At 68.5% G+C, this 18,369-nt stretch carries 16 protein-coding genes; 10 read left to right on the top strand and 6 right to left on the bottom strand.

The annotated features are described in order from the left end of the window. Window positions 1-45 precede the first annotated feature (45 nt). Complete coding sequence (locus OG736_RS32715) at window positions 46-432, bottom strand: TOBE domain-containing protein (protein ID WP_327185560.1); 387 nt, start codon at window positions 430-432, stop codon at window positions 46-48. A 276-nt stretch (window positions 433-708) separates the two neighbouring features. Between OG736_RS32715 and OG736_RS32720 the strand changes: the two genes are divergently transcribed. After that, window positions 709-1,149, top strand: coding sequence for a molybdopterin-binding protein (locus tag OG736_RS32720; protein ID WP_327185561.1), 441 nt, complete (start codon window positions 709-711; stop codon window positions 1,147-1,149). Between the two features lie 123 nt (window positions 1,150-1,272). Here the strand turns inward: OG736_RS32720 and OG736_RS32725 are convergent, their stop codons facing one another. The 4 genes from OG736_RS32725 to OG736_RS32740 all read right to left on the bottom strand — a co-directional run bounded on the left by OG736_RS32725 (window position 1,273) and on the right by OG736_RS32740 (window position 4,672). Next, entirely contained in the window at window positions 1,273-1,668 is a 396-nt protein-coding gene (locus OG736_RS32725) for a TOBE domain-containing protein (RefSeq protein ID WP_054243411.1), read from the bottom strand. Between the two features lie 257 nt (window positions 1,669-1,925). After that, window positions 1,926-3,455: a UDP-N-acetylglucosamine 1-carboxyvinyltransferase gene (locus tag OG736_RS32730; RefSeq protein ID WP_327185562.1), complete on the bottom strand. Its 1,530-nt coding sequence runs from the start codon at window positions 3,453-3,455 to the stop codon at window positions 1,926-1,928. 64 nt (window positions 3,456-3,519) lie between these two features. Next, window positions 3,520-3,720 carry a DUF4236 domain-containing protein gene (locus tag OG736_RS32735; RefSeq protein WP_327185563.1) on the bottom strand — a complete coding sequence of 67 codons (201 nt, stop codon included), beginning with the start codon at window positions 3,718-3,720 and terminating at the stop codon, window positions 3,520-3,522. Window positions 3,721-3,820: 100 nt separating this feature from the next. Then, the gene (locus OG736_RS32740) at window positions 3,821-4,672 is read right to left on the bottom strand and encodes a class I SAM-dependent methyltransferase (protein ID WP_442817101.1); all 852 of its coding nucleotides are present in this window, start codon (window positions 4,670-4,672) and stop codon (window positions 3,821-3,823) included. Window positions 4,673-4,838: 166 nt separating this feature from the next. Here OG736_RS32740 and OG736_RS32745 point away from each other — a divergent pair, with 166 nt between their 5' ends. The 7 genes from OG736_RS32745 (at window position 4,839) to OG736_RS32775 (ending at window position 14,810) form a co-directional block, all read left to right on the top strand. After that, the gene (locus tag OG736_RS32745) at window positions 4,839-5,438 is read left to right on the top strand and encodes a TetR/AcrR family transcriptional regulator (RefSeq protein ID WP_327185564.1); all 600 of its coding nucleotides are present in this window, start codon (window positions 4,839-4,841) and stop codon (window positions 5,436-5,438) included. 248 nt (window positions 5,439-5,686) lie between these two features. Next, the gene (locus OG736_RS32750) at window positions 5,687-6,076 is read left to right on the top strand and encodes a CYTH domain-containing protein (protein WP_327185565.1); all 390 of its coding nucleotides are present in this window, start codon (window positions 5,687-5,689) and stop codon (window positions 6,074-6,076) included. Window positions 6,077-6,225: 149 nt separating this feature from the next. Then, window positions 6,226-8,943, top strand: coding sequence for an aconitate hydratase AcnA (gene acnA / locus OG736_RS32755; RefSeq protein WP_327185566.1), 2,718 nt, complete (start codon window positions 6,226-6,228; stop codon window positions 8,941-8,943). A 363-nt stretch (window positions 8,944-9,306) separates the two neighbouring features. Further along, window positions 9,307-10,032 carry a response regulator transcription factor gene (locus OG736_RS32760; RefSeq protein ID WP_327185567.1) on the top strand — a complete coding sequence of 242 codons (726 nt, stop codon included), beginning with the start codon at window positions 9,307-9,309 and terminating at the stop codon, window positions 10,030-10,032. 233 nt (window positions 10,033-10,265) lie between these two features. Continuing rightward, the gene (locus OG736_RS32765) at window positions 10,266-11,693 is read left to right on the top strand and encodes a HAMP domain-containing sensor histidine kinase (RefSeq protein ID WP_327185568.1); all 1,428 of its coding nucleotides are present in this window, start codon (window positions 10,266-10,268) and stop codon (window positions 11,691-11,693) included. Between the two features lie 473 nt (window positions 11,694-12,166). Next, window positions 12,167-13,507, top strand: coding sequence for a DUF3500 domain-containing protein (locus OG736_RS32770; protein ID WP_327185569.1), 1,341 nt, complete (start codon window positions 12,167-12,169; stop codon window positions 13,505-13,507). Window positions 13,508-13,745: 238 nt separating this feature from the next. Further along, window positions 13,746-14,810 (top strand): lytic polysaccharide monooxygenase auxiliary activity family 9 protein, encoded by a 1,065-nt coding sequence (locus OG736_RS32775; protein WP_327185570.1) that lies wholly within the window; start codon window positions 13,746-13,748, stop codon window positions 14,808-14,810. 384 nt (window positions 14,811-15,194) lie between these two features. Here the strand turns inward: OG736_RS32775 and OG736_RS32780 are convergent, their stop codons facing one another. Then, window positions 15,195-16,187 (bottom strand): acetylxylan esterase, encoded by a 993-nt coding sequence (locus OG736_RS32780; RefSeq protein ID WP_327185571.1) that lies wholly within the window; start codon window positions 16,185-16,187, stop codon window positions 15,195-15,197. A 271-nt stretch (window positions 16,188-16,458) separates the two neighbouring features. Here OG736_RS32780 and OG736_RS32785 point away from each other — a divergent pair, with 271 nt between their 5' ends. Both OG736_RS32785 and OG736_RS32790 read left to right on the top strand, forming a co-directional pair. Next, window positions 16,459-17,451: an ABC transporter permease gene (locus OG736_RS32785; RefSeq protein WP_327185572.1), complete on the top strand. Its 993-nt coding sequence runs from the start codon at window positions 16,459-16,461 to the stop codon at window positions 17,449-17,451. Next, a complete protein-coding gene (locus tag OG736_RS32790; protein ID WP_327185573.1) occupies window positions 17,448-18,362 on the top strand; it encodes a carbohydrate ABC transporter permease in 915 nt (304 codons plus the stop codon). Before OG736_RS32785 ends, OG736_RS32790 begins: the two co-directional genes overlap by 4 nt. Window positions 18,363-18,369: the final 7 nt, after the last annotated feature.

The raw sequence follows: 18,369 nt of genomic DNA on the forward strand, positions 1-18,369 counted from the left end.
CTCTGGTCCTGACGGACACAATCACGTGTGATCCTGACGGACCGTTCACGGTCTCTCGACGACCACGTTGGTCGACTTGATCACGGCAACCGCCGGAACACCGGGCTCCAGCTCCAGTTCATCGGCCGACTCACGGCTGACCAGCGCCACCACCCGGAACGGTCCGGCCTGAATCTCCACCTGCGCCGACACGTCCCCGAGGAGCATCTCGGGGACGATGCCGGAAAGGCGGTTGCGGGCCGAGGAGCCGGTGGATCCCCATTCCGCGCGGTGCACCTGCCGGACGTAGGCCGCGAGGGCCGGCCCCGGGATGATCCGGCGGCCCAGCTCGTCGCGTTCGGCGGTGAGTTTCCCGCCGTCGACCAGGCGCCTCACGGTGTCGGCGCTGACACCGAGCAAGGCGACAGCGTCCCCGATCCGGTAGGTGCGCATGCGCTGATGATACTGCCGCAGATGCAAGGAGAAAGTCTCCTGTCGCTTCGCATGAGCCGGAACCGAGATCGGAAGGGGTGGCATGTGCGTTTGCACGGCAGTCGGGTCCGGGTACGGTCGTCCAGGAGGTGGTAGCCCGTGCCCCAGTCCCTCGCAGCCGCCGGTACGACCGCCAGTACAGCCGCTGAAACCGTCGCAGAAACAGTTGCTGAATCAGTTGCTGAAACCGTCGCTGAAACAGCTGCCGAAACCGTCGCCGGTGCGGCTGTCGGTCCGGTGGCGGAACTCGTCCTCGCCGGCGATCTGACCCGGCCGGCCAGACTCACTGTGCCCGATCTGCTCGGCTGGCCGCAGCATCGGGCCGAGGTGCCCTTCGGATGCGCCACCAGCGGCCTCCGGCACCACCGCTTCACCGGACCGCTGCTGCACGAGGTCCTCGCGGACGCCGGCCCCGGCTTCGACCCGGCCCGGCGCAGGGACCGTCTGCGCTTCCTGATCGCGGTGGCCGGCGCGGAGGGTCACCACGCCCCGCTGTCCTGGGCGGAGATCGACCCCGACTTCGGGCGCGCGCCCGTCCTCCTCGCGGTCACCATCGACGACACTCCGCTCGACCGCGCCGGACCCCAGCTCGTCCTTCCGCAGGACCGCTGCGGTGCGCGGCACGTCAGCGGCGTCAGCGCGATCCACGTGGACGGCGGCTACACCTCGTGGGCGTGACGCCGAGCGATACCAGCGCGGCGACGACGGAGGGCGCCCCGTGAGCTGGGAGCCGGGCGGAACCGACGGGCGTCCTGGTCGTCGCCACGCGCGAACGGTGGCGGCCACGGCTGCTCCGCGCTCTCAGGTCCGGTCGATGTGCACGTTCGTCGACTTCACCCGGGCGGTGGCCTCCACCCCGACCTCCAGCCCCAGTTCCTCCACGGCTTCCCGCGTCAGCAACGACACGAGTCGGTGCGGCCCTGCCTGGATCTCCACCTGGGCGGCGACATCACCGAGTTTCACGGCCGTGACGATGCCGGGAAAGGCATTGCGGACCGAGGTGTACGAGGCGCCTTCCTCGCCGCCACCGCCCTTGGCCAGCTCCACCGAGAAGGCAGCCAGATCCCTGCCGTCGATGAGGCGTCGCCCGCCCTCGTCCCGGTGTGTGGCCACCCGGCCCGCGTCCGCCCACCGCCGCGCGGTGTCCGGACTCACCCCGAGCAGACGCGCCGCCTGGCCGATCGTGTAGGACTGCATAGGCGCCAAGATAGGCGATCAACGGCCACCCGACCGTGCGCAGGGGTGCGCATGCCCGACGCCGAGCAAGAGCCGAGGCCCGGTTCCCCGGAGACTCAGAGGCTCCGAACCTCCGAAGCCCCCAGGCTCACAAGCCCCCAGGCTCAGCGGCTCCCAGGCTCAGCAGCACCGGGCTCAGAAGCAGCCCCACAGTGCCGCCGCGCCCTCTCCGGACCTGCGCTCGTGCGGGTCGAAGAAGACGCGGCGGCACTCGCCGGTCAGATGTCCCGGAAGATCTCGATCTGCGCCCCGACGGAGTTCAGCCGCTCGGCGAGGTCCTCGTAACCGCGGTTGATGACGTACACGTTGCGCAGCACCGAGGTGCCCTCCGCCGCCATCATCGCCAGCAGTACGACCACCGCGGGACGCAGAGCCGGCGGGCACATCATCTCGGCGGCCCGCCAGCGCGTCGGACCCTCGACCAACACCCGGTGCGGGTCGAGGAGTTGGAGCCGTCCGCCGAGCCGGTTCAGGTCGGTCAGGTAGATCGCGCGGTTGTCGTAGACCCAGTCGTGGATGAGGGTCTTGCCCTGTGCGACGGCCGCGATGGCCGCGAAGAACGGGACGTTGTCGATGTTCAGCCCGGGGAACGGCATCGGGTGGATCTTGTCGATCGGCGCTTCCAGCTTGGAGGGCCGGACGGTGAGGTCGATCAGACGGGTGCGGCCGTTGTCGGCCGGGTACTCCGGCGTACGGTCGTGGTCGAGCCCCATCTCCTCCAGGACCGCCAGCTCGATCTCAAGGAACTCGATGGGCACCCGGCGCACCGTCAGCTCCGACTCCGTGACGACGGCGGCGGCCAGCAGGCTCATCGCCTCGACCGGGTCCTCGGACGGCGAGTAGTCGACGTCGACGTTGATGTTCGGCACGCCGTGCACGGTGAGCGTGGTGCTGCCGATGCCCTCGACCCGCACCCCGAGCGCCTCCAGGAAGAAACACAGGTCCTGGACCATGTAGTTGGAAGAGGCGTTGCGGATAACGGTTACACCGTCGTACCGGGAGGCGGCCAGCAGAGCGTTTTCGGTAACCGTGTCCCCGCGCTCGGTCAGCACGATCGGCCGGTCCGGGCGGACGGCACGGTCGACGACGGCGTGGTACTGCCCCTCCGTCGCCGCGACCTCCAGCCCGAACCGGCGCAGCGCGATCATGTGCGGCTCGATGGTCCGCGTACCGAGGTCGCAGCCACCGGCGTACGGCAGCTTGAAGTGGTTCATCCGGTGCAGCAGCGGACCGAGGAACATGATGATGGAACGGGTGCGTACGGCGGCCTCTGCGTCGATCGCGCCCATGTCCAGCTCGACCGGCGGCACGATCTCCAGGTCGACACCGTCGTTGATCCAACGGGTCCGTACGCCGATGGAGTTCAGGACCTCGAGGAGGCGGTAGACCTCCTCGATCCGGGCGACCCGGCGCAGCACCGTGCGCCCCTGGTTGAGCAGCGAGGCGCACAGCAGGGCCACGCAAGCGTTCTTGCTGGTTTTCACGTCGATCGCGCCGGACAGCCGACGGCCGCCCACGACCCGCAGGTGCATCGGTCCCGCGTAGCCCAGCGAGACGATTTCACTGTCCAGGGCTTCACCGATTCGAGCGATCATCTCAAGGCTGATGTTTTGGTTGCCTCGCTCGATGCGGTTGACGGCACTCTGGCTGGTTGCGAGCGCCTCGGCCAGCTGCGCTTGTGTCCAGCCCCGGTGCTGTCGGGCGTCACGGATGAGCTTGCCGATGCGTACGAGGTAGTCGTCTGCCATGGGGTTGAGGCTATCTCAGATATGAGATGGCACCTCTTGGGGGGTCCATTCGGGTGACGTGTTGTCAATGGTGCCTGTCCTTACGGGTACGCCGCCACCCGAAAGGTCCGGGCAAATCAACCGATGTCGTACGACGTCCGGTGCTGCTGTGCGTGTGACGCGGTCCGTGCTTGCCGCCGCCGGTCGTGATCGACCAGGAACGGCGATTGATGTTCAGTCGCACCCCGGGGAGGATGCGGAAACTCTTGCGGAAGGTGAGGGGCATCGAGCCTCCTTCGTTGCGTGGCGTCCGTTCGCACCCGTCTACCCCGACTCGGCGGACCCATGACCGGTGTGCATCCAATACCCCTCACTCCGCAGCTCGTTCAGGTGTCGACGTCCCGCACCGCCGTCACCGCCACGGTCGCGTACGGTGCGGTGAAACTGCCGCCCCTCGCGTCGATCGCGGCCCCGACCTCGGCCAGCACCTGCGCCACCTGGTCGGAGGGAAGGTGGGTGAGGATGCCGTGGGTGCGCATCTGGTCCAGCCAGGCGTCCCGGGTGTAGGTCCACTCCCAGTCGAACCGCCACTGCTCCGGCTCGCCGAAACCTTCCGTCCCCCGGATGGCGTCGGCGGCTTCCGTGGCCGCCGCCTGATAGCCGTCCGTGCCGGGCCGCATGGCCGCGCCGAGGTCGACCGGCGAGTCGGGTGCCACTCGACCGTAGGCGCCGGCCAGTGCCGTCGCCAGATCGTCGGGGAGCCTGTGTACGTTCCAGAACGCGGCGAGCCGTCCGCCCGCTCGCAGTGTCCGTGCGGCCTTCGCGGCCCCCGCGACCGGATCGATCCAGTGCCAGGCCTGGCCGGCGACGACGGCATCGAAGGTGCGGCCCGCCGGCTCCCACGACTCGAACGTCGCGATCTCGGCCTCCACTCCGTGGACGCGGGCCTCCTCGGCCATCCTCTCGTCGGGCTCGACCCCGAGCACCAGGCAGCCGGCCGCCTGGAGTTGCCGGGCGACGATCCCGGTGCCGCAGCCGACGTCGAGGATGCGCAGGGGGTCGGCCCCGGACCGGTCGGCGACGATCCGCTCGATCAGCGCGGCGGGATATCGGGGGCGGGTCCGGTCGTAGCGTCCGGCGTCGACGCCGAAGGACTCGGCCATCCGGCGGTGCGTGTGGGGCTGGGCTCGGGACCGGACAGGGGGCTGGTCGCCGGAGGGCGTGGGTAAAGTGGGCATGCGCCCACTCTAGTGGGCGCATGCCCACTCGCCAATGGGGCGAGGTCGCTGAGGAACCGCTTGAGCAACAGGCCGCTCGACAGACCGACAGACCGACAGGCTGCTTCACCAGCAGACCGATCGAGCAACTGACCGACCGTGCAACCGAAAAGGGAGACCGCGACTCATGGCGCCGACCGGAGTGGCCATCCGCGATGTTCGCGAGCAACTGTTCGATGCCGCCGAACGCGTCCTGCTACGTGACGGGGTGACCGCGTTGACCAGCCGGGCGGTCACCACCGAGGCGGGTTGCGCCAAAGGCGTGCTGCACCGGCATTTCGCCGACTTCGACGCGTTCCTCGCCGAACTCGTCCTCGACCGCATCGGTGGGCTCCGGCTCCGGGCGCAGGGCCTGCGCGAGTCCGCCGGGACCGGCACGGTCGTCGCCAACCTCACCACCACCCTGGCCGACCTGTTCGGCTCGGTCGCCGTGGCGATCGTCGCCCTAGTCATCTCCCGCGACGAACTGCGCGCCCGCCTGCGCGCCGCCGGCTCGAAGGGAATCCCGCTCCTCACGGAGGCGGCGGCCGTGATCGCCGCCTACCTCACCGCCGAGCAGGCCCGCGGCCGCATCGCGCCGGACGCCGACGTCGACACCCTCGCCCCCACCTTGATCGGCGCGGCCCACCTGCTCTTCGCGAGCGCCGGGAACATCGAGCCGCCGGCGATGACGGAGGTCGCGAAGGTCGTGACGGCGGTGGTGGGCGGGGTGGAGCGTGAGGGCTGAGGGGTGAGCGAGCCGATCGTCCCTTGCGGCCGGGGCGGGTCGGATCGGAGCGGCCGGGACGGAAACTGATTCCGTGAGGGAGCAGAAGTGCGCGCGGATCGAGCGCAAGAGACGGTTTCTGCCGGCCGCTCCTCCGACGCCTTCGTCGACAACGGTTACCCGGCTGATCCGGGACCGCTGTCTGGAGGGAGCGCGGTTGCGGCCCAGGCGGAGCGAACGCCCGGACACCGGATCCCAGGAGCCAGAAGGTGCCCGCGAACCAGCTGGGCGCCGTCCAGGGGCTGATCACGAACACCTACCTGTCCCAGGCCGAGTACGACCTCCTCGCCTCACTGTCGGCCGCGGTGCTGTCCAAGACGCGGTTCAGCGTGCCGCCCCTGGGTGTCGACGTCTTCGAGGGGCCTCTGAAGGGCCTGGTCCTCGCGGAGGCGGAGTTCTCGGATGACGAAGAGGCGCTGGCCTTCGGGTCGCCCGCGCAGTGCGTGGCCGAGGTCACGGACGACGTGCGCCCTACCGGCGGCAAACTCGTCAGTGCTTCCCGGCGGGAGCTGTCGGCCTGGCTGGCCGAGTACGGCATCCGGCTTTCCCCGGGAGCGGACAGCGAGCCCGGGCATGACCATTCAGCCCCCATGTACTAGAGTTATCTCGACATCGAGATATCTGCCGAGGCGCCCCGCAGCCGCCACCCTGGTAAGGGTTACCTAACTTAGCCTGACCTTAGCGGATCGGCCAAGTCTGCGTGGCGGCAGGATGCGGTGGTAAGCGCACATCAATGAAGGAGACTGTCGTGTCGGCGAACAGCTTCGACGCCCGCAGCACGCTGCAGGTGGGCGACGAGTCGTACGAGATCTTCCGGCTGGACAAGGTGGAAGGCTCGGCTCGCCTTCCGTACAGCCTGAAGGTGCTGCTGGAGAACCTGCTCCGTACCGAGGACGGCGCGAACATCACCGCCGACCACATCCTTGCGCTCGGCAACTGGGACTCCCAGGCCCAGCCGTCGCAGGAGATCCAGTTCACGCCGGCCCGCGTGATCATGCAGGACTTCACCGGCGTGCCCTGTGTCGTCGACCTCGCCACCATGCGTGAGGCCGTCAAGGAGCTCGGCGGTGACCCGGCGAAGATCAACCCGCTGGCCCCGGCCGAGCTGGTCATCGACCACTCCGTCATCGCCGACAAGTTCGGCACCAACGACGCCTTCGCCCAGAACGTCGAGCTGGAGTACGGCCGCAACAAGGAGCGCTACCAGTTCCTGCGCTGGGGCCAGACCGCGTTCGACGAGTTCAAGGTCGTCCCGCCGGGCACCGGCATCGTCCACCAGGTGAACATCGAGCACCTCGCTCGCACGGTCATGGTCCGTAACGGCCAGGCCTACCCCGACACCCTGGTCGGCACCGACTCGCACACCACCATGGTCAACGGCCTCGGCGTCCTCGGCTGGGGCGTCGGCGGCATCGAGGCCGAGGCTGCGATGCTCGGGCAACCGGTTTCGATGCTGATCCCGCGTGTCGTGGGCTTCAAGCTCACCGGTGAGCTCACCCCCGGTACCACCGCCACCGACCTCGTGCTGACCATCACCGAGATGCTCCGCAAGCACGGTGTCGTCGGCAAGTTCGTCGAGTTCTACGGCGAGGGCGTCGCCGCCACCTCGCTCGCGAACCGCGCCACCATCGGCAACATGTCGCCGGAGTTCGGCTCCACCGCCGCGATCTTCCCGATCGACGACGAGACGCTGAAGTACCTCAAGCTCACCGGCCGCTCCGAGCAGCAGGTCGCGCTCGTCGAGGCGTACGCCAAGCAGCAGGGCCTCTGGCTGGACCCGCAGGCCGAGCCGGACTTCTCCGAGAAGCTCGAGCTGGACCTCTCCACGGTCGTCCCGTCCATCGCCGGCCCGAAGCGCCCGCAGGACCGCATCGTCCTCGCGAACGCCGCCGAGCAGTTCAAGAGCGACGTCCGCAACTACGTGGACACCGCCGACGAGGCGGGCAAGGAGTCCTTCCCGGCCTCCGACGCCCCGGCCAACCACCCCAACGGCGCCCCGTCGAACCCGGTCACCGTGACCGCCCCCGACGGCTCGACGTACGAGATCGACCACGGTGCGGTGACGGTCGCGGCCATCACCTCCTGCACCAACACCTCCAACCCGTACGTCATGGTCGCCGCCGCGCTCGTCGCGAAGAAGGCCGTGGAGAAGGGCCTGACCCGCAAGCCGTGGGTCAAGACCACGCTCGCCCCGGGTTCGAAGGTCGTAACCGATTACTTCGACAAGGCGGGCCTCACCCCGTACCTCGACAAGGTCGGCTTCAACCTCGTCGGCTACGGCTGCACCACCTGCATCGGCAACTCCGGCCCGCTGCCGGAGGAGGTCTCCAAGGCCGTCAACGACCACGACCTCGCGGTCACCTCGGTCCTCTCCGGCAACCGGAACTTCGAGGGCCGGATCAACCCCGACGTCAAGATGAACTACCTGGCCTCCCCGCCGCTGGTCGTCGCGTACGCCCTCGCGGGCTCCATGAAGGTGGACATCACGCGCGACGCGCTCGGTGTCGACCAGGAGGGCAAGCCGGTCTTCCTGGCCGACATCTGGCCCTCCGAGGCCGAGGTCAACGACGTCGTGGCGAACGCCATCGGCGAGGACATGTTCAACAAGTCCTACCAGGACGTCTTCGCGGGCGACGCCCAGTGGCAGGCGCTGCCGATCCCGACCGGCAACACCTTCGAGTGGGACGCCGAGTCGACCTACGTCCGCAAGCCCCCCTACTTCGAGGGCATGACGATGGAGACCACCCCGGTCTCCGACATCGCCGACGCGCGCGTCCTGGCCAAGCTGGGCGACTCGGTCACCACCGACCACATCTCCCCGGCCGGCGCGATCAAGGCCGACACCCCGGCGGGCAAGTACCTCACCGAGCACGGCATCGAGCGACGTGACTTCAACTCCTACGGCTCCCGCCGAGGCAACCACGAGGTCATGATCAGGGGCACCTTCGCCAACATCCGCCTGCGCAACCAGGTCGCGCCGGGGACGGAAGGCGGTTACACCCGCGACTTCACCCAGGCCGACGCGCCGGTGTCGTTCATCTACGACGCCTCGCGCAACTACATCGAGCAGGGCATCCCGCTGGTCATCCTGGCCGGCAAGGAGTACGGCTCCGGCTCGTCCCGCGACTGGGCCGCCAAGGGCACCGCGCTGCTCGGCGTCAAGGCCGTCATCGCCGAGTCCTACGAGCGCATCCACCGCTCGAACCTCATCGGCATGGGCGTCATCCCGCTGCAGTACCCGGCGGGCCAGTCCGCCGAGACCCTCGGCCTGACCGGCGAGGAGGCCTTCTCCATCGCCGGCATCACCGAGCTGAACGACGGCACCACCCCCGCTACGGTGAAGGTCACCACCGACACCGGTGTGGAGTTCGACGCGGTCGTCCGCATCGACACCCCCGGTGAGGCGGACTACTACCGCAACGGCGGCATCCTGCAGTACGTGCTGCGCAGCCTGATCCGCAAGTAACCGATCGGGCAAGCGGTTCCGCAACCGATCGAGCAGCGGTTCAGCAAGGAGCAGTGCAAGCAGCACGGCACGGTAGTGGAGGGCCGCATCCCCGTCAGCGGGGGTGCGGCCCTCTGTCGTGCCGCCCGGACGCCGGGCCCGTGGCCGACCAGCGCCGATGCCCCTTTGGAACACGGCAGGCGGCGGGCAGGCGGCGGGCTTTCGGCAGGTACTCGGTGGGCAATCGGCGGGCGTGCCCGGGGGCCCGGGAAGGAAAGCCGTGCGCCGCCACGGGCCGGCCCAGGTGGGAAGAACCCCGGTTCACACGGCTTCGGCTCAGTCGGAGCACAGGGTTCCCCCAGCCAACCGGGACAGGATCAGGACATGGCTGGCATCTCCGGTACCCGAAGCGGACGGGTCCGCGTTCTGATCGTCGACGACGAGCCCGCGCTCACCGAAGTGCTCTCCGTGGCCGTCACCGAGGCGGGCTGGCGCCCCTACCCGGCCGCCGACGGACACAGCGCGCTCAGGATCGCGCGCGGCTGCGCCCCGCACGCCGTCGTCCTCGACGGCATGCTGCCCGACCTCGACGGCATCCAGGTGCTGCGCCGTCTGCGCTACGAGAACCCCGAGCTGCCCATCCTCATGCTCACCGCCCGCGACGCCCTGGAGTTCCGCATCGACGGGTTGGCGAACGGGGCCGACGACTACGTCACGAAACCGTTCTCCCTGGAGGAGGTCGTGCTGCGCCTGCGCGGACTGCTGCGCCGGTCCGGTGCCGAACGGACCCGCACCGACGACTCCGTACGCGTCCTCGGTGACCTGGTGGTGACCGGCGAGTCCCGTGAGGTGTACCGGGACGGTTCGCGGATCACCCTGACCGCCAAGGAGTTCGAACTGCTCAGCATGCTGATGGAGCACCCGCGGCAGGTCCTGAGCAAGACACAGATCCTCGACCGCGTCTGGACCAGCTCCTTCGACGGCGGCGGAAACCTCGTCGAGGTGTACATCTCGAGCCTGCGCCGCAAGCTCGACCGCGGCCACCCACCCATGATCCATACCGTGCGCGGACTGGGGTACGCCATCAGGCCCGCGGAGGACGGAAGATGAGGATGCGTCCGAGCAACGTCCGTCCGCAGGTTGCCGGTTCGAGGGACGCCCGTCCGGCCGACGCCCGTCCGGCCGATGTCCGACCACCGACCGATGTCCATCCGAGGGATGTCCGTTCTGGGGGTGTCCGCCGGTGGGATTTCCGTAGGGCGGATGCCGGTCCGCGGGGTGGTTCCCTGCGTACGCGTCTCCTGATCTTCATCAGCGTCGTTCTCGTCGCCGTGTGCGCCGTGATGGCGCTCACCACCGTTTTCGCCCAGCGTGCCTACCTGCTGGGCAACCTGGACGACCGTGTCACCAACGCCGCGGAACGCAGCCTGGGTGGCGCCTCCCTCCACCCGGACCTGACGCAGGACCTCACCTTTCTCAACGAGAGCGGCCATCCGGCCGGGATGCTCGCCGCCCGTCTGGCCGCGGACGGCACCGTCCTCGCGGCGGCGACGGTGGGTCAGGACGCCCCGCCACAGAGCCTCACGGAAACACAGATCGCGGCCCTGAAAGGCCTCGCGACCGACGGCGGTCTGCACACCAGGACGATCCCCGGGCTGGGCACCTACCGCTTCACCGCGCTCGACAACAACGGTGTACGCGTTCTCACCGGACTTCCGATGGACGACGTCCAGGACATGATCAGCGGCCTGGTGGTCGTGGAGGCGGTCGTCGCCGCGGCGGGCCTGACGGTGGCCGGCTGTGTCTGCGCGGTGGTCATACGACGCCAGCTGCGCCCCCTCGGCAGGGTCGCCGCCACTGCCGTCGAGGTCTCGCACGCCCCGCTCTGCCGCGGCGAGGTAACCGGTCTCACCCGGGTTCCCGAACGGGACACCGACCCCGGCAGCGAGGCGGGTCAGGTGGGCGCCGCCCTGAACCGCATGATCGACCACGTGGAGTCCTCGCTCGCCGAACGCCAGCGCAGCGAGGAGCGGATGCGCCGCAGCGAGGAACGCATGCGCCGCTTCCTGGCCGACGCCAGCCACGAACTGCGCACCCCCCTCGCCTCCATCGCCGGATACGCGGAGCTGATGAACCGGGGCACGGACCGCATCGAACCGGGACTGGCCTGGCGCCGGGTGACGGCCGAGTCGGCGCGGATGACGGGTCTGGTGGAGGACCTGCTGCTGCTCGCCCGGCTGGACGAGGGCAGACCGCTGCAATCCGCCGAGGTGGACCTCGCGGCGCTCGTCGCCGAGACGGTGTGGGACGCCCGGGCCGCGGGCAGCGGTCACGACTGGCAACTGGAGCTGTGCCTCGACGAGGCGCCCCTGGTCCTCGGCGACGAGGCACGCCTCCACCAGGTGGTCGCCAACCTGTTGGCCAACGCACGTGTGCACACACCCGTTGGCACGAGTGTCGTGGCGGTGGTGGAGGCGCGCCGGGGGATGTGCGCGGTGCGCGTCCGGGACGACGGCCCCGGCATCCCGCCCGACCTCCTCCCGACGGTTTTCGAACGCTTCACCCGCGCCGACGCGTCACGGGCCCGCGCCACCGCGGGCAGCGGTGCCGGCCTCGGCCTCGCCATCGTCGCGGCGATCACGTCGGCCCACGGCGGTCACATCGACGTGCGCAGCGAACCGGGCCGCACGGAGTTCACGGTGGAGCTGCCACTTGCGGGGGAGACCGGCGCGGACACCCTGACCTGGAGTCCACGGGTGTCGGTGCGATGAGCTGAAGTCCTGCCGAGGTGATCGAGTCGGCAAGCCCCGCCACACCATGCGGGGGCATCCCTCGGCTTGATCACCACGCGCAGCAGACCCGTGCCAACGGCTGCCTCGGTTCGCAGGCTCCGGCTGGTACCGGTCAGGCGCCAAGAAGCCGCTGTCCACGACGACGATTCGACAGCGTCGATCGCATCGATCGCATCGACAACGTCGGCCACATCGACAACGTCATCCACATCGGTCGTCTCGTTGCGTCGAGCCACCACAGCGGTTCACACAGGGAAAGCGGCAGAAACACCCGATCGGCCCTGTTCCAGCCGGCTACGCGCCCGACGAACCCTCGCGTTTCCCGCGTTCCCTCGTGTTACCTCGTGTTCCACGAGCCACCTCTTCAGTTTTCCCTCAGTTCCCGCACCCAAAGTCGTCCCCGGCCCGGCACTCCGTCACGGACGTGCCAACGACGAAGGGAGCCAGCGGAGATGACCGATTCCACCACCGGGGAACTGGAACCGCAGGCGGAACCGCAGCCCGAACCCGGTCGACGCGCTCACGCCGGCCGCCGAAACTTCATGCGCAAGGTTTTCCTCGCCAGCGGTGCCACCGCCGTGGCGACCATGGGCGGAGCCGGCGCCTGGGCCGCGATGGCCGACGATGCCACCGGCACGGCGGACGCCACCGCCTCCGCCTCACCGAGTGGTGCGCCCAGCGGCGGGCCGGGCGGCGGGGCCGGCGGGGCGATGCCGACGGAGGGCATCACGGAGGAGTTCTTCGGTCTCACCACGGACGGCAAGCGGATCGAAGACCTGTACACGATCCACTCGCAGAAGGTCGCCACCGCGCCGGTGACAGCCGCTGCCCAGGCCTTCCTCGCCGGGCTGAGCGACAGTGAGAAGACCGACGTGCAGTTCGCCGTCCACTCCACCGAGTGGCGGCTGTGGAGCAACACCGACGCCTACTCCCGACAGGGTGTTTCCATCGCGGATCTCTCCGACGAGAAGAACGCCCTCGGCGAGGCCCTGCTGAAGACCGCACTCAGCGCCCAGGGTCTGGAAACCACCCAGCTCACCCGGAAGATCAACAAGGCTGCCTGCGAAGCGGTCAACAGCACGCAGTACGCCGAGGCGTACTACTGGACGATCATGGGCACGCCCTCCGCCACCGAGCCCTGGGGCTTCCAGTTCGACGGTCACCATCTGGTCGTCAACTACTTCGTTCTCGGCGACCAGGTGGTCATGAGCCCGTGTTTCTGGGGTTGCGAGCCGACCTCGATGGAGATCGACGGTACGAAGACCGAGGTGATGCAGGAGGAGATCGAGGCAGCGCTCGCGGTCGTCAACTCCCTCGACTCCACCCAGCAGTCGAGGGCGATCCTCAAGTCCGAGAAGGACAACGACGAGATCACCGCCGGCGCCTTCACGGACAACGCGGTGGTCGAGTACAAGGGCATCCTCGCCGCCCAGTTCACCGCCGCCCAGCGCAAGCTGCTGCTCACGCTGATCGACCGTTTCGTGGGCAAGGCCAAGGACGACGTCGCCAAGGTCCGGATGGCCGAGATCAGGAAGCATCTGGCCGAGACCTACTTCGCCTGGATGGGAGGTACGGCCGCCGAATCCGCTTTCTACTGCCGGATCCAGAGCCCGGTCATCTGGATCGAGGTCGACTGTCAGTCGCCGTTCGCGTTCGGCTCGCTCTACGGCGAGACCAATGGCGGGGCCCCGACGCAGCAGCATCTGCACTGCGTGGTCCGCACACCCAACGGCAACGACTACGGCAAGGAGCTTCTGCGCCGGCACCTCCAGACGTCGCCGCACCACCACTGACAGCCGACGTTTCGCAGCAGTGCCGTACGCGCCCGTTTACAAGTGGGCCGTACGGCGCTACCTTCCGCCACAGGTGAAGTGGGAGCGCTCCCACATCTGCTCGCGTCCGGCGGACCGGAACCTGTCGGGCTCGGGTCCGGGAGGCTCCCACTTCACGCCCCCACACCCGCATCCGCAGTGCACCCCATGCACGCACGGTCCGTACACGGAAGGCGGACTCATTGCCATGCAATCTGTCATGATCACGCCAAACTCGCGGTCGAGGTTGCGCACCCGGGCCCTCCTCCTCGTCCTCCTCGCCCTGCTGGCCACCGTCCCCGCCCTGGGCCTGATCGTCGCGACCGGCGGCAAGGCCGAGGCTCACGGCACCCCCATGAAACCCGGCAGTCGCACGTTCCTGTGCTGGCAGGACGGGCTGACCGACACCGGTGAGATCAAACCGGTCAACCCCGCCTGCAAGAACGCGCAGCAGGTAAGCGGTACCACGCCGTTCTACAACTGGTTCTCGGTGCTGCGCTCCGACGGGGCAGGCCGCACTCGAGGCTTCGTGCCGGACGGCCAGCTGTGCAGCGGCGGCAACACCAACTTCACCGGTTTCAATGCGGCCCGCAGCGACTGGCCGCTCACTCATCTCACGTCGGGCGCGAGCGTCGACTTCTCCTACAACGCCTGGGCCGCGCACCCGGGTTGGTTCTACGTCTATGTGACCAAGGACGGCTTCGACCCGACCCAGACCCTCACCTGGGACGCGATGGAGAGCCAGCCCTTCCTCTCCGTCGACCACCCCCCGCTCAACGGCAGTCCGGGCACGGTCGAGGCCAACTACTCCTGGACCGGGCAACTTCCGGCGAACAAGTCAGGCCGGCACATCATCTACATGGTCTGGCAGCGCTCGGACAGTGCCGAGACCTTCTACTCCTGCTCCGACGTCGTCTTCGACGGCGGAAACGGCGAGGTAACCGGCATCCATGAGCCGGGCAACCCGACGGAACCCGTGCCCGGTACCTGCACGGCCACTCGGCGGACGACGAACAGCTGGACCGGCGGCTACCAGTCCGAGGTGACCGTCACCAACTCCGGTGACGTTCCGATGCTCGGCTGGATGGTCGACTGGACGCTGCCCAGCGGTCAGTCGGTGGCCAGCCTGTGGAGCGGCAACGCGACGTACAACGGGCAGGCGGTGATGGTCCACAACGCCGGCTGGAACGGCTCGTTGAGTCCGGGCCAGAGTGCGACGTTCGGATACGTCGTCTCCGGTTCGGGCGGCGACAGTGCAACGAGCCTTCCCTGCAGGGTCGGCTGAGAGGGAGCAGCTCAGGGCGGGCCCGGTGGGTGGTGAGCCGCACGCCCACCGGGCCCGCGAGCCGGGCCTGCCCCAAGGGGGGAGCGGGGCGGTCCGGGGTGTCCCCGCCCGGACGGTGCCACGGACGGGGATCGCGATGCGACAACGTTGTCTGAACGTCGCTCGGACGACCTTACCGGGTCAACGCGTGTAGGAGCCAACCGAGTTGGATACGGGTTGGCCGGAAACGCCTGCCGGTGCCCAGGTGCCTCCGTGCGTTCTCGCGCGCAGGGGGTGCGTGATCGCCTCGGCCCGACGCGTGGAGTCTTTCCCGCAGCGCCACCCGGATCCAGGCGGGACGCACAACACCGGCTGTCGCGAGAGGGTGGTGACGTGATGCGGACGTCAACCGTTCAACATCGCCGCGAGCCAGTGGAGTTGGCGTGCAACCTGTTCTGCCTCGCCGCCCTCGTGACCGTTGAACGGATACGCGTGCATCTCCCTCCGGGGACCGGCGCCGCCGCTCAGCTCCCCGTACCGGTTGAACGCGGCGTACGCCCCGCTCGGCGGGCAGACCGTGTCGCGCAGGCCGGTGCCGAAGTGGGCGGGGGCCTGGGCGCGGCGGGCGAAGGAAACGCCTTCCACGTAGGAGAGCGTGCGGTATGCGGCTTCTTCGGCGCCCCGGTGGACGGAGAGGTAGGTGGCGATCTCGCCGTAAGGACCTGCGTCGGTGAGGTCCAGGGCGCGCCGGATCCCGCACAGGAGCGGCGCCGTGACCAGAACGGCGGTCAGGTCGGGGACCAGGCCCGCGACAGCGAGGGCGAGTCCGCCGCCCTGACTGTTGCCGGCGGCGACCGTGCGGGTGGAATCGACGCCGGGTAGCGCCCGAGCCGCCGTCACCGCTCGTACCGCGTCAGTGATCAGGCGGCGGTAGTGGTAGTCGTGCGGGGAGCGGAGGCCGCGAACGGCCGGACCGGGGCCGCCGGGCGCGGTGGCGTGCGGGTCGGGGGTGGCGCCCCCGCTGCCGTACTGGTCGCCCTGGCCGCGGTTGTCCATCAACAGGTGCGCGTATCCGGCGTTCACCCAGATGAGACGCTCGTGGGGGAGACCACGGCCACGTCCGTAGCCGACGTATTCGACCACCACCGGAAGCGGTTCCCGGGCGCCTGCCGGCAGGCTGAACCAGGCGCGCACCGGATCCCCCGCGAAGCCCCGGAACGTCACGTCCCAGGTGTTCGTGAGGCGGAGACCGGTTTCGACGGGCTGCACGGACACCAGGGGGGCCGGCTGCCCAGCCTCCTTCAGGGTGTCCCTCCAGAAGGCATCGAAATCGTCGGGCTCGTCGGGTTCGGGGCGGTGTCGTTCCAGCTCCGGCAGCGGCAGGTCGAACGCGGGCACGGGGGCACCTCGCAGGGGTTGTGGGCGATCGATCGTTGCGTAGGTCAGACAGAAATTTGCGGTGGACCGTAGCACTCAACTTCCCGTTTCTACCCTGCCGGTGACGGAATCCAACACCATGCGCCGTCTCACCGGTCCGCCGTGCAGCACCCATTGACAGCGCTTTCCGTGAGCCCTTACGTTGCCGCAGAGTTACCGGTAAGGGCACGAAAGTTTCGAGATCACACGCTGCGAATCGAGCGTTTCGAAGAACGCCCCGGGAGGCCCGAGCATGAGTACCTCCACCACATCGGCCCCACCCCCAGGAACGCAGGACCCGCCGCCCAGGACCCGGCGCGGTCCCGAGCGTCCGGTCACCGCGCGCCGCGGCTGGCGGCGGGCGCTGCGACGGGACTGGCAGCTGTACTCGCTGGCGGTGCTGCCGCTGCTGTTCTTCCTGGTCTTCCGATACCTGCCGATGATCGGAAACGTGATCGCGTTCCGCCGCTTCGAACCCGGCGGTTCGATCCTGGGGGAGCAGTGGGTGGGGCTGCGCTATGTGCGGATGTTCCTGACCGACCCCACGTTCTGGCAGGTCTTCCGCAACACCCTGTGGCTCGGCGGACTGACGCTCGTGTTCTGTTTCCCCATCCCGATCGTCCTGGCACTGCTGCTCAACGAGGTGCGCCGACGCTCGCTGAAACGGTTAGTGCAATCGGTTTCGTACCTTCCGCACTTCCTGTCGGTCGTGATCGTCGCGGGCATCACCATGCAGATGCTGGCCACGGACGGCCCGGTCAACCATGCGCTGGACTGGTTCGGCCACGATCCGGTCCGGTTCATCCAGGAACCCGGCTGGTTCCGCACGATCTACGTCGGCTCGGAGATCTGGCAGACCGCGGGATGGGGCACGATCCTCTACCTCGCCGCGCTCACCACGATCGACGAAGACCTCTACGAGGCCGCCCGGATCGACGGTGCGAGCCGCTGGCGGCAGATCTGGCATGTCACCCTGCCCGGAATCCGCCCCACCATGATCACGTTGCTGATCCTGAACATCGGCACGTTCCTGGCGGTCGGCTTCGAGAAGGTCCTGCTGCTCTACAACCCCCTGACCTACCCGACGGCCGACGTGGTCTCGACCTACCTCTACCGGGCCGGCGTCGAGTCCAACAGTTTCAGCTACGCCGCCGCGATCGGTCTGTTCGAAGCAATCATCGGGCTGGTGCTGGTCACCGGCGCGAACCAACTGTCGCGTCGCACGGTGGGGACGAGCCTGTGGTGAGCCTCCTGACGTCCCGGGCCCCGCGTCCCCGCACCTCCGTCAACCAGCCCACGCGTGGCTACCGCGTCTTCCAGGGCGTGAACGGCGTGATCCTCACCCTGGTCGTGCTGGTGACCCTCTATCCCTTCGTCAACATCATCGCCCGGTCGTTCAGCGGCGAACGCCAGATCCGCGCCGGTGAGGTGACCCTGTGGCCCGAGGGGTTCAACCTCACCACCTACAGAATCGTCTTCCAGGACTCGATGTTCTGGCGAAACTACGGAAACACCGTGCTCTACACGGTCGTCTCCACCGTCATCGCCATGGCTCTGACGACCTGTTACGCCTACGTCCTGTCGAAGAGGAACCTCAAGGGGCGGGGCGTTCTGGTCGGCGTCGCCGTCTTCACCATGTTCTTCACCGGCGGGCTGATCCCGAACTACGTCCTGGTCACGAGCCTCGGCCTGAAGAACTCCGTCTGGGCGATCGCGCTGCCCAACGCGATCAGTGTCTTCAACCTGCTGGTGATGAAGGCGTTCTTCGAGAGCCTGCCGACCGAACTGGAGGAAGCCGCCGAGATCGACGGTCTGAGCACCTACGGCATTCTGCTCAGGATCGTGCTGCCGCTCTCCAAGGCGGTCATCGCGACGATGGTGCTCTTCTACTCGGTGTCCTTCTGGAACTCCTGGTTCTCCGCATACCTCTACATGGACCGGACCGAACTCATGCCGGTCACCGTCTATCTGCGCAACCTCATCTCCGGTGCCACCACGGGCGGCAACGCGGGCGCCGGTACGGAGCAGCTCAGTCAGGTGGGGGCCAACATCCAGGCGGTCACGATCGTACTGACGTCGCTGCCCATCCTCTGTGTCTACCCGTTCGTCCAGCGCTATTTCGTCTCGGGCGTGATGCTCGGCGCGGTCAAGGGCTGAGAGTCGT

This window comes from Streptomyces sp. NBC_01334 (assembly GCF_035983595.1).
GTDB lineage: Bacteria > Actinomycetota > Actinomycetes > Streptomycetales > Streptomycetaceae > Streptomyces > Streptomyces coriariae.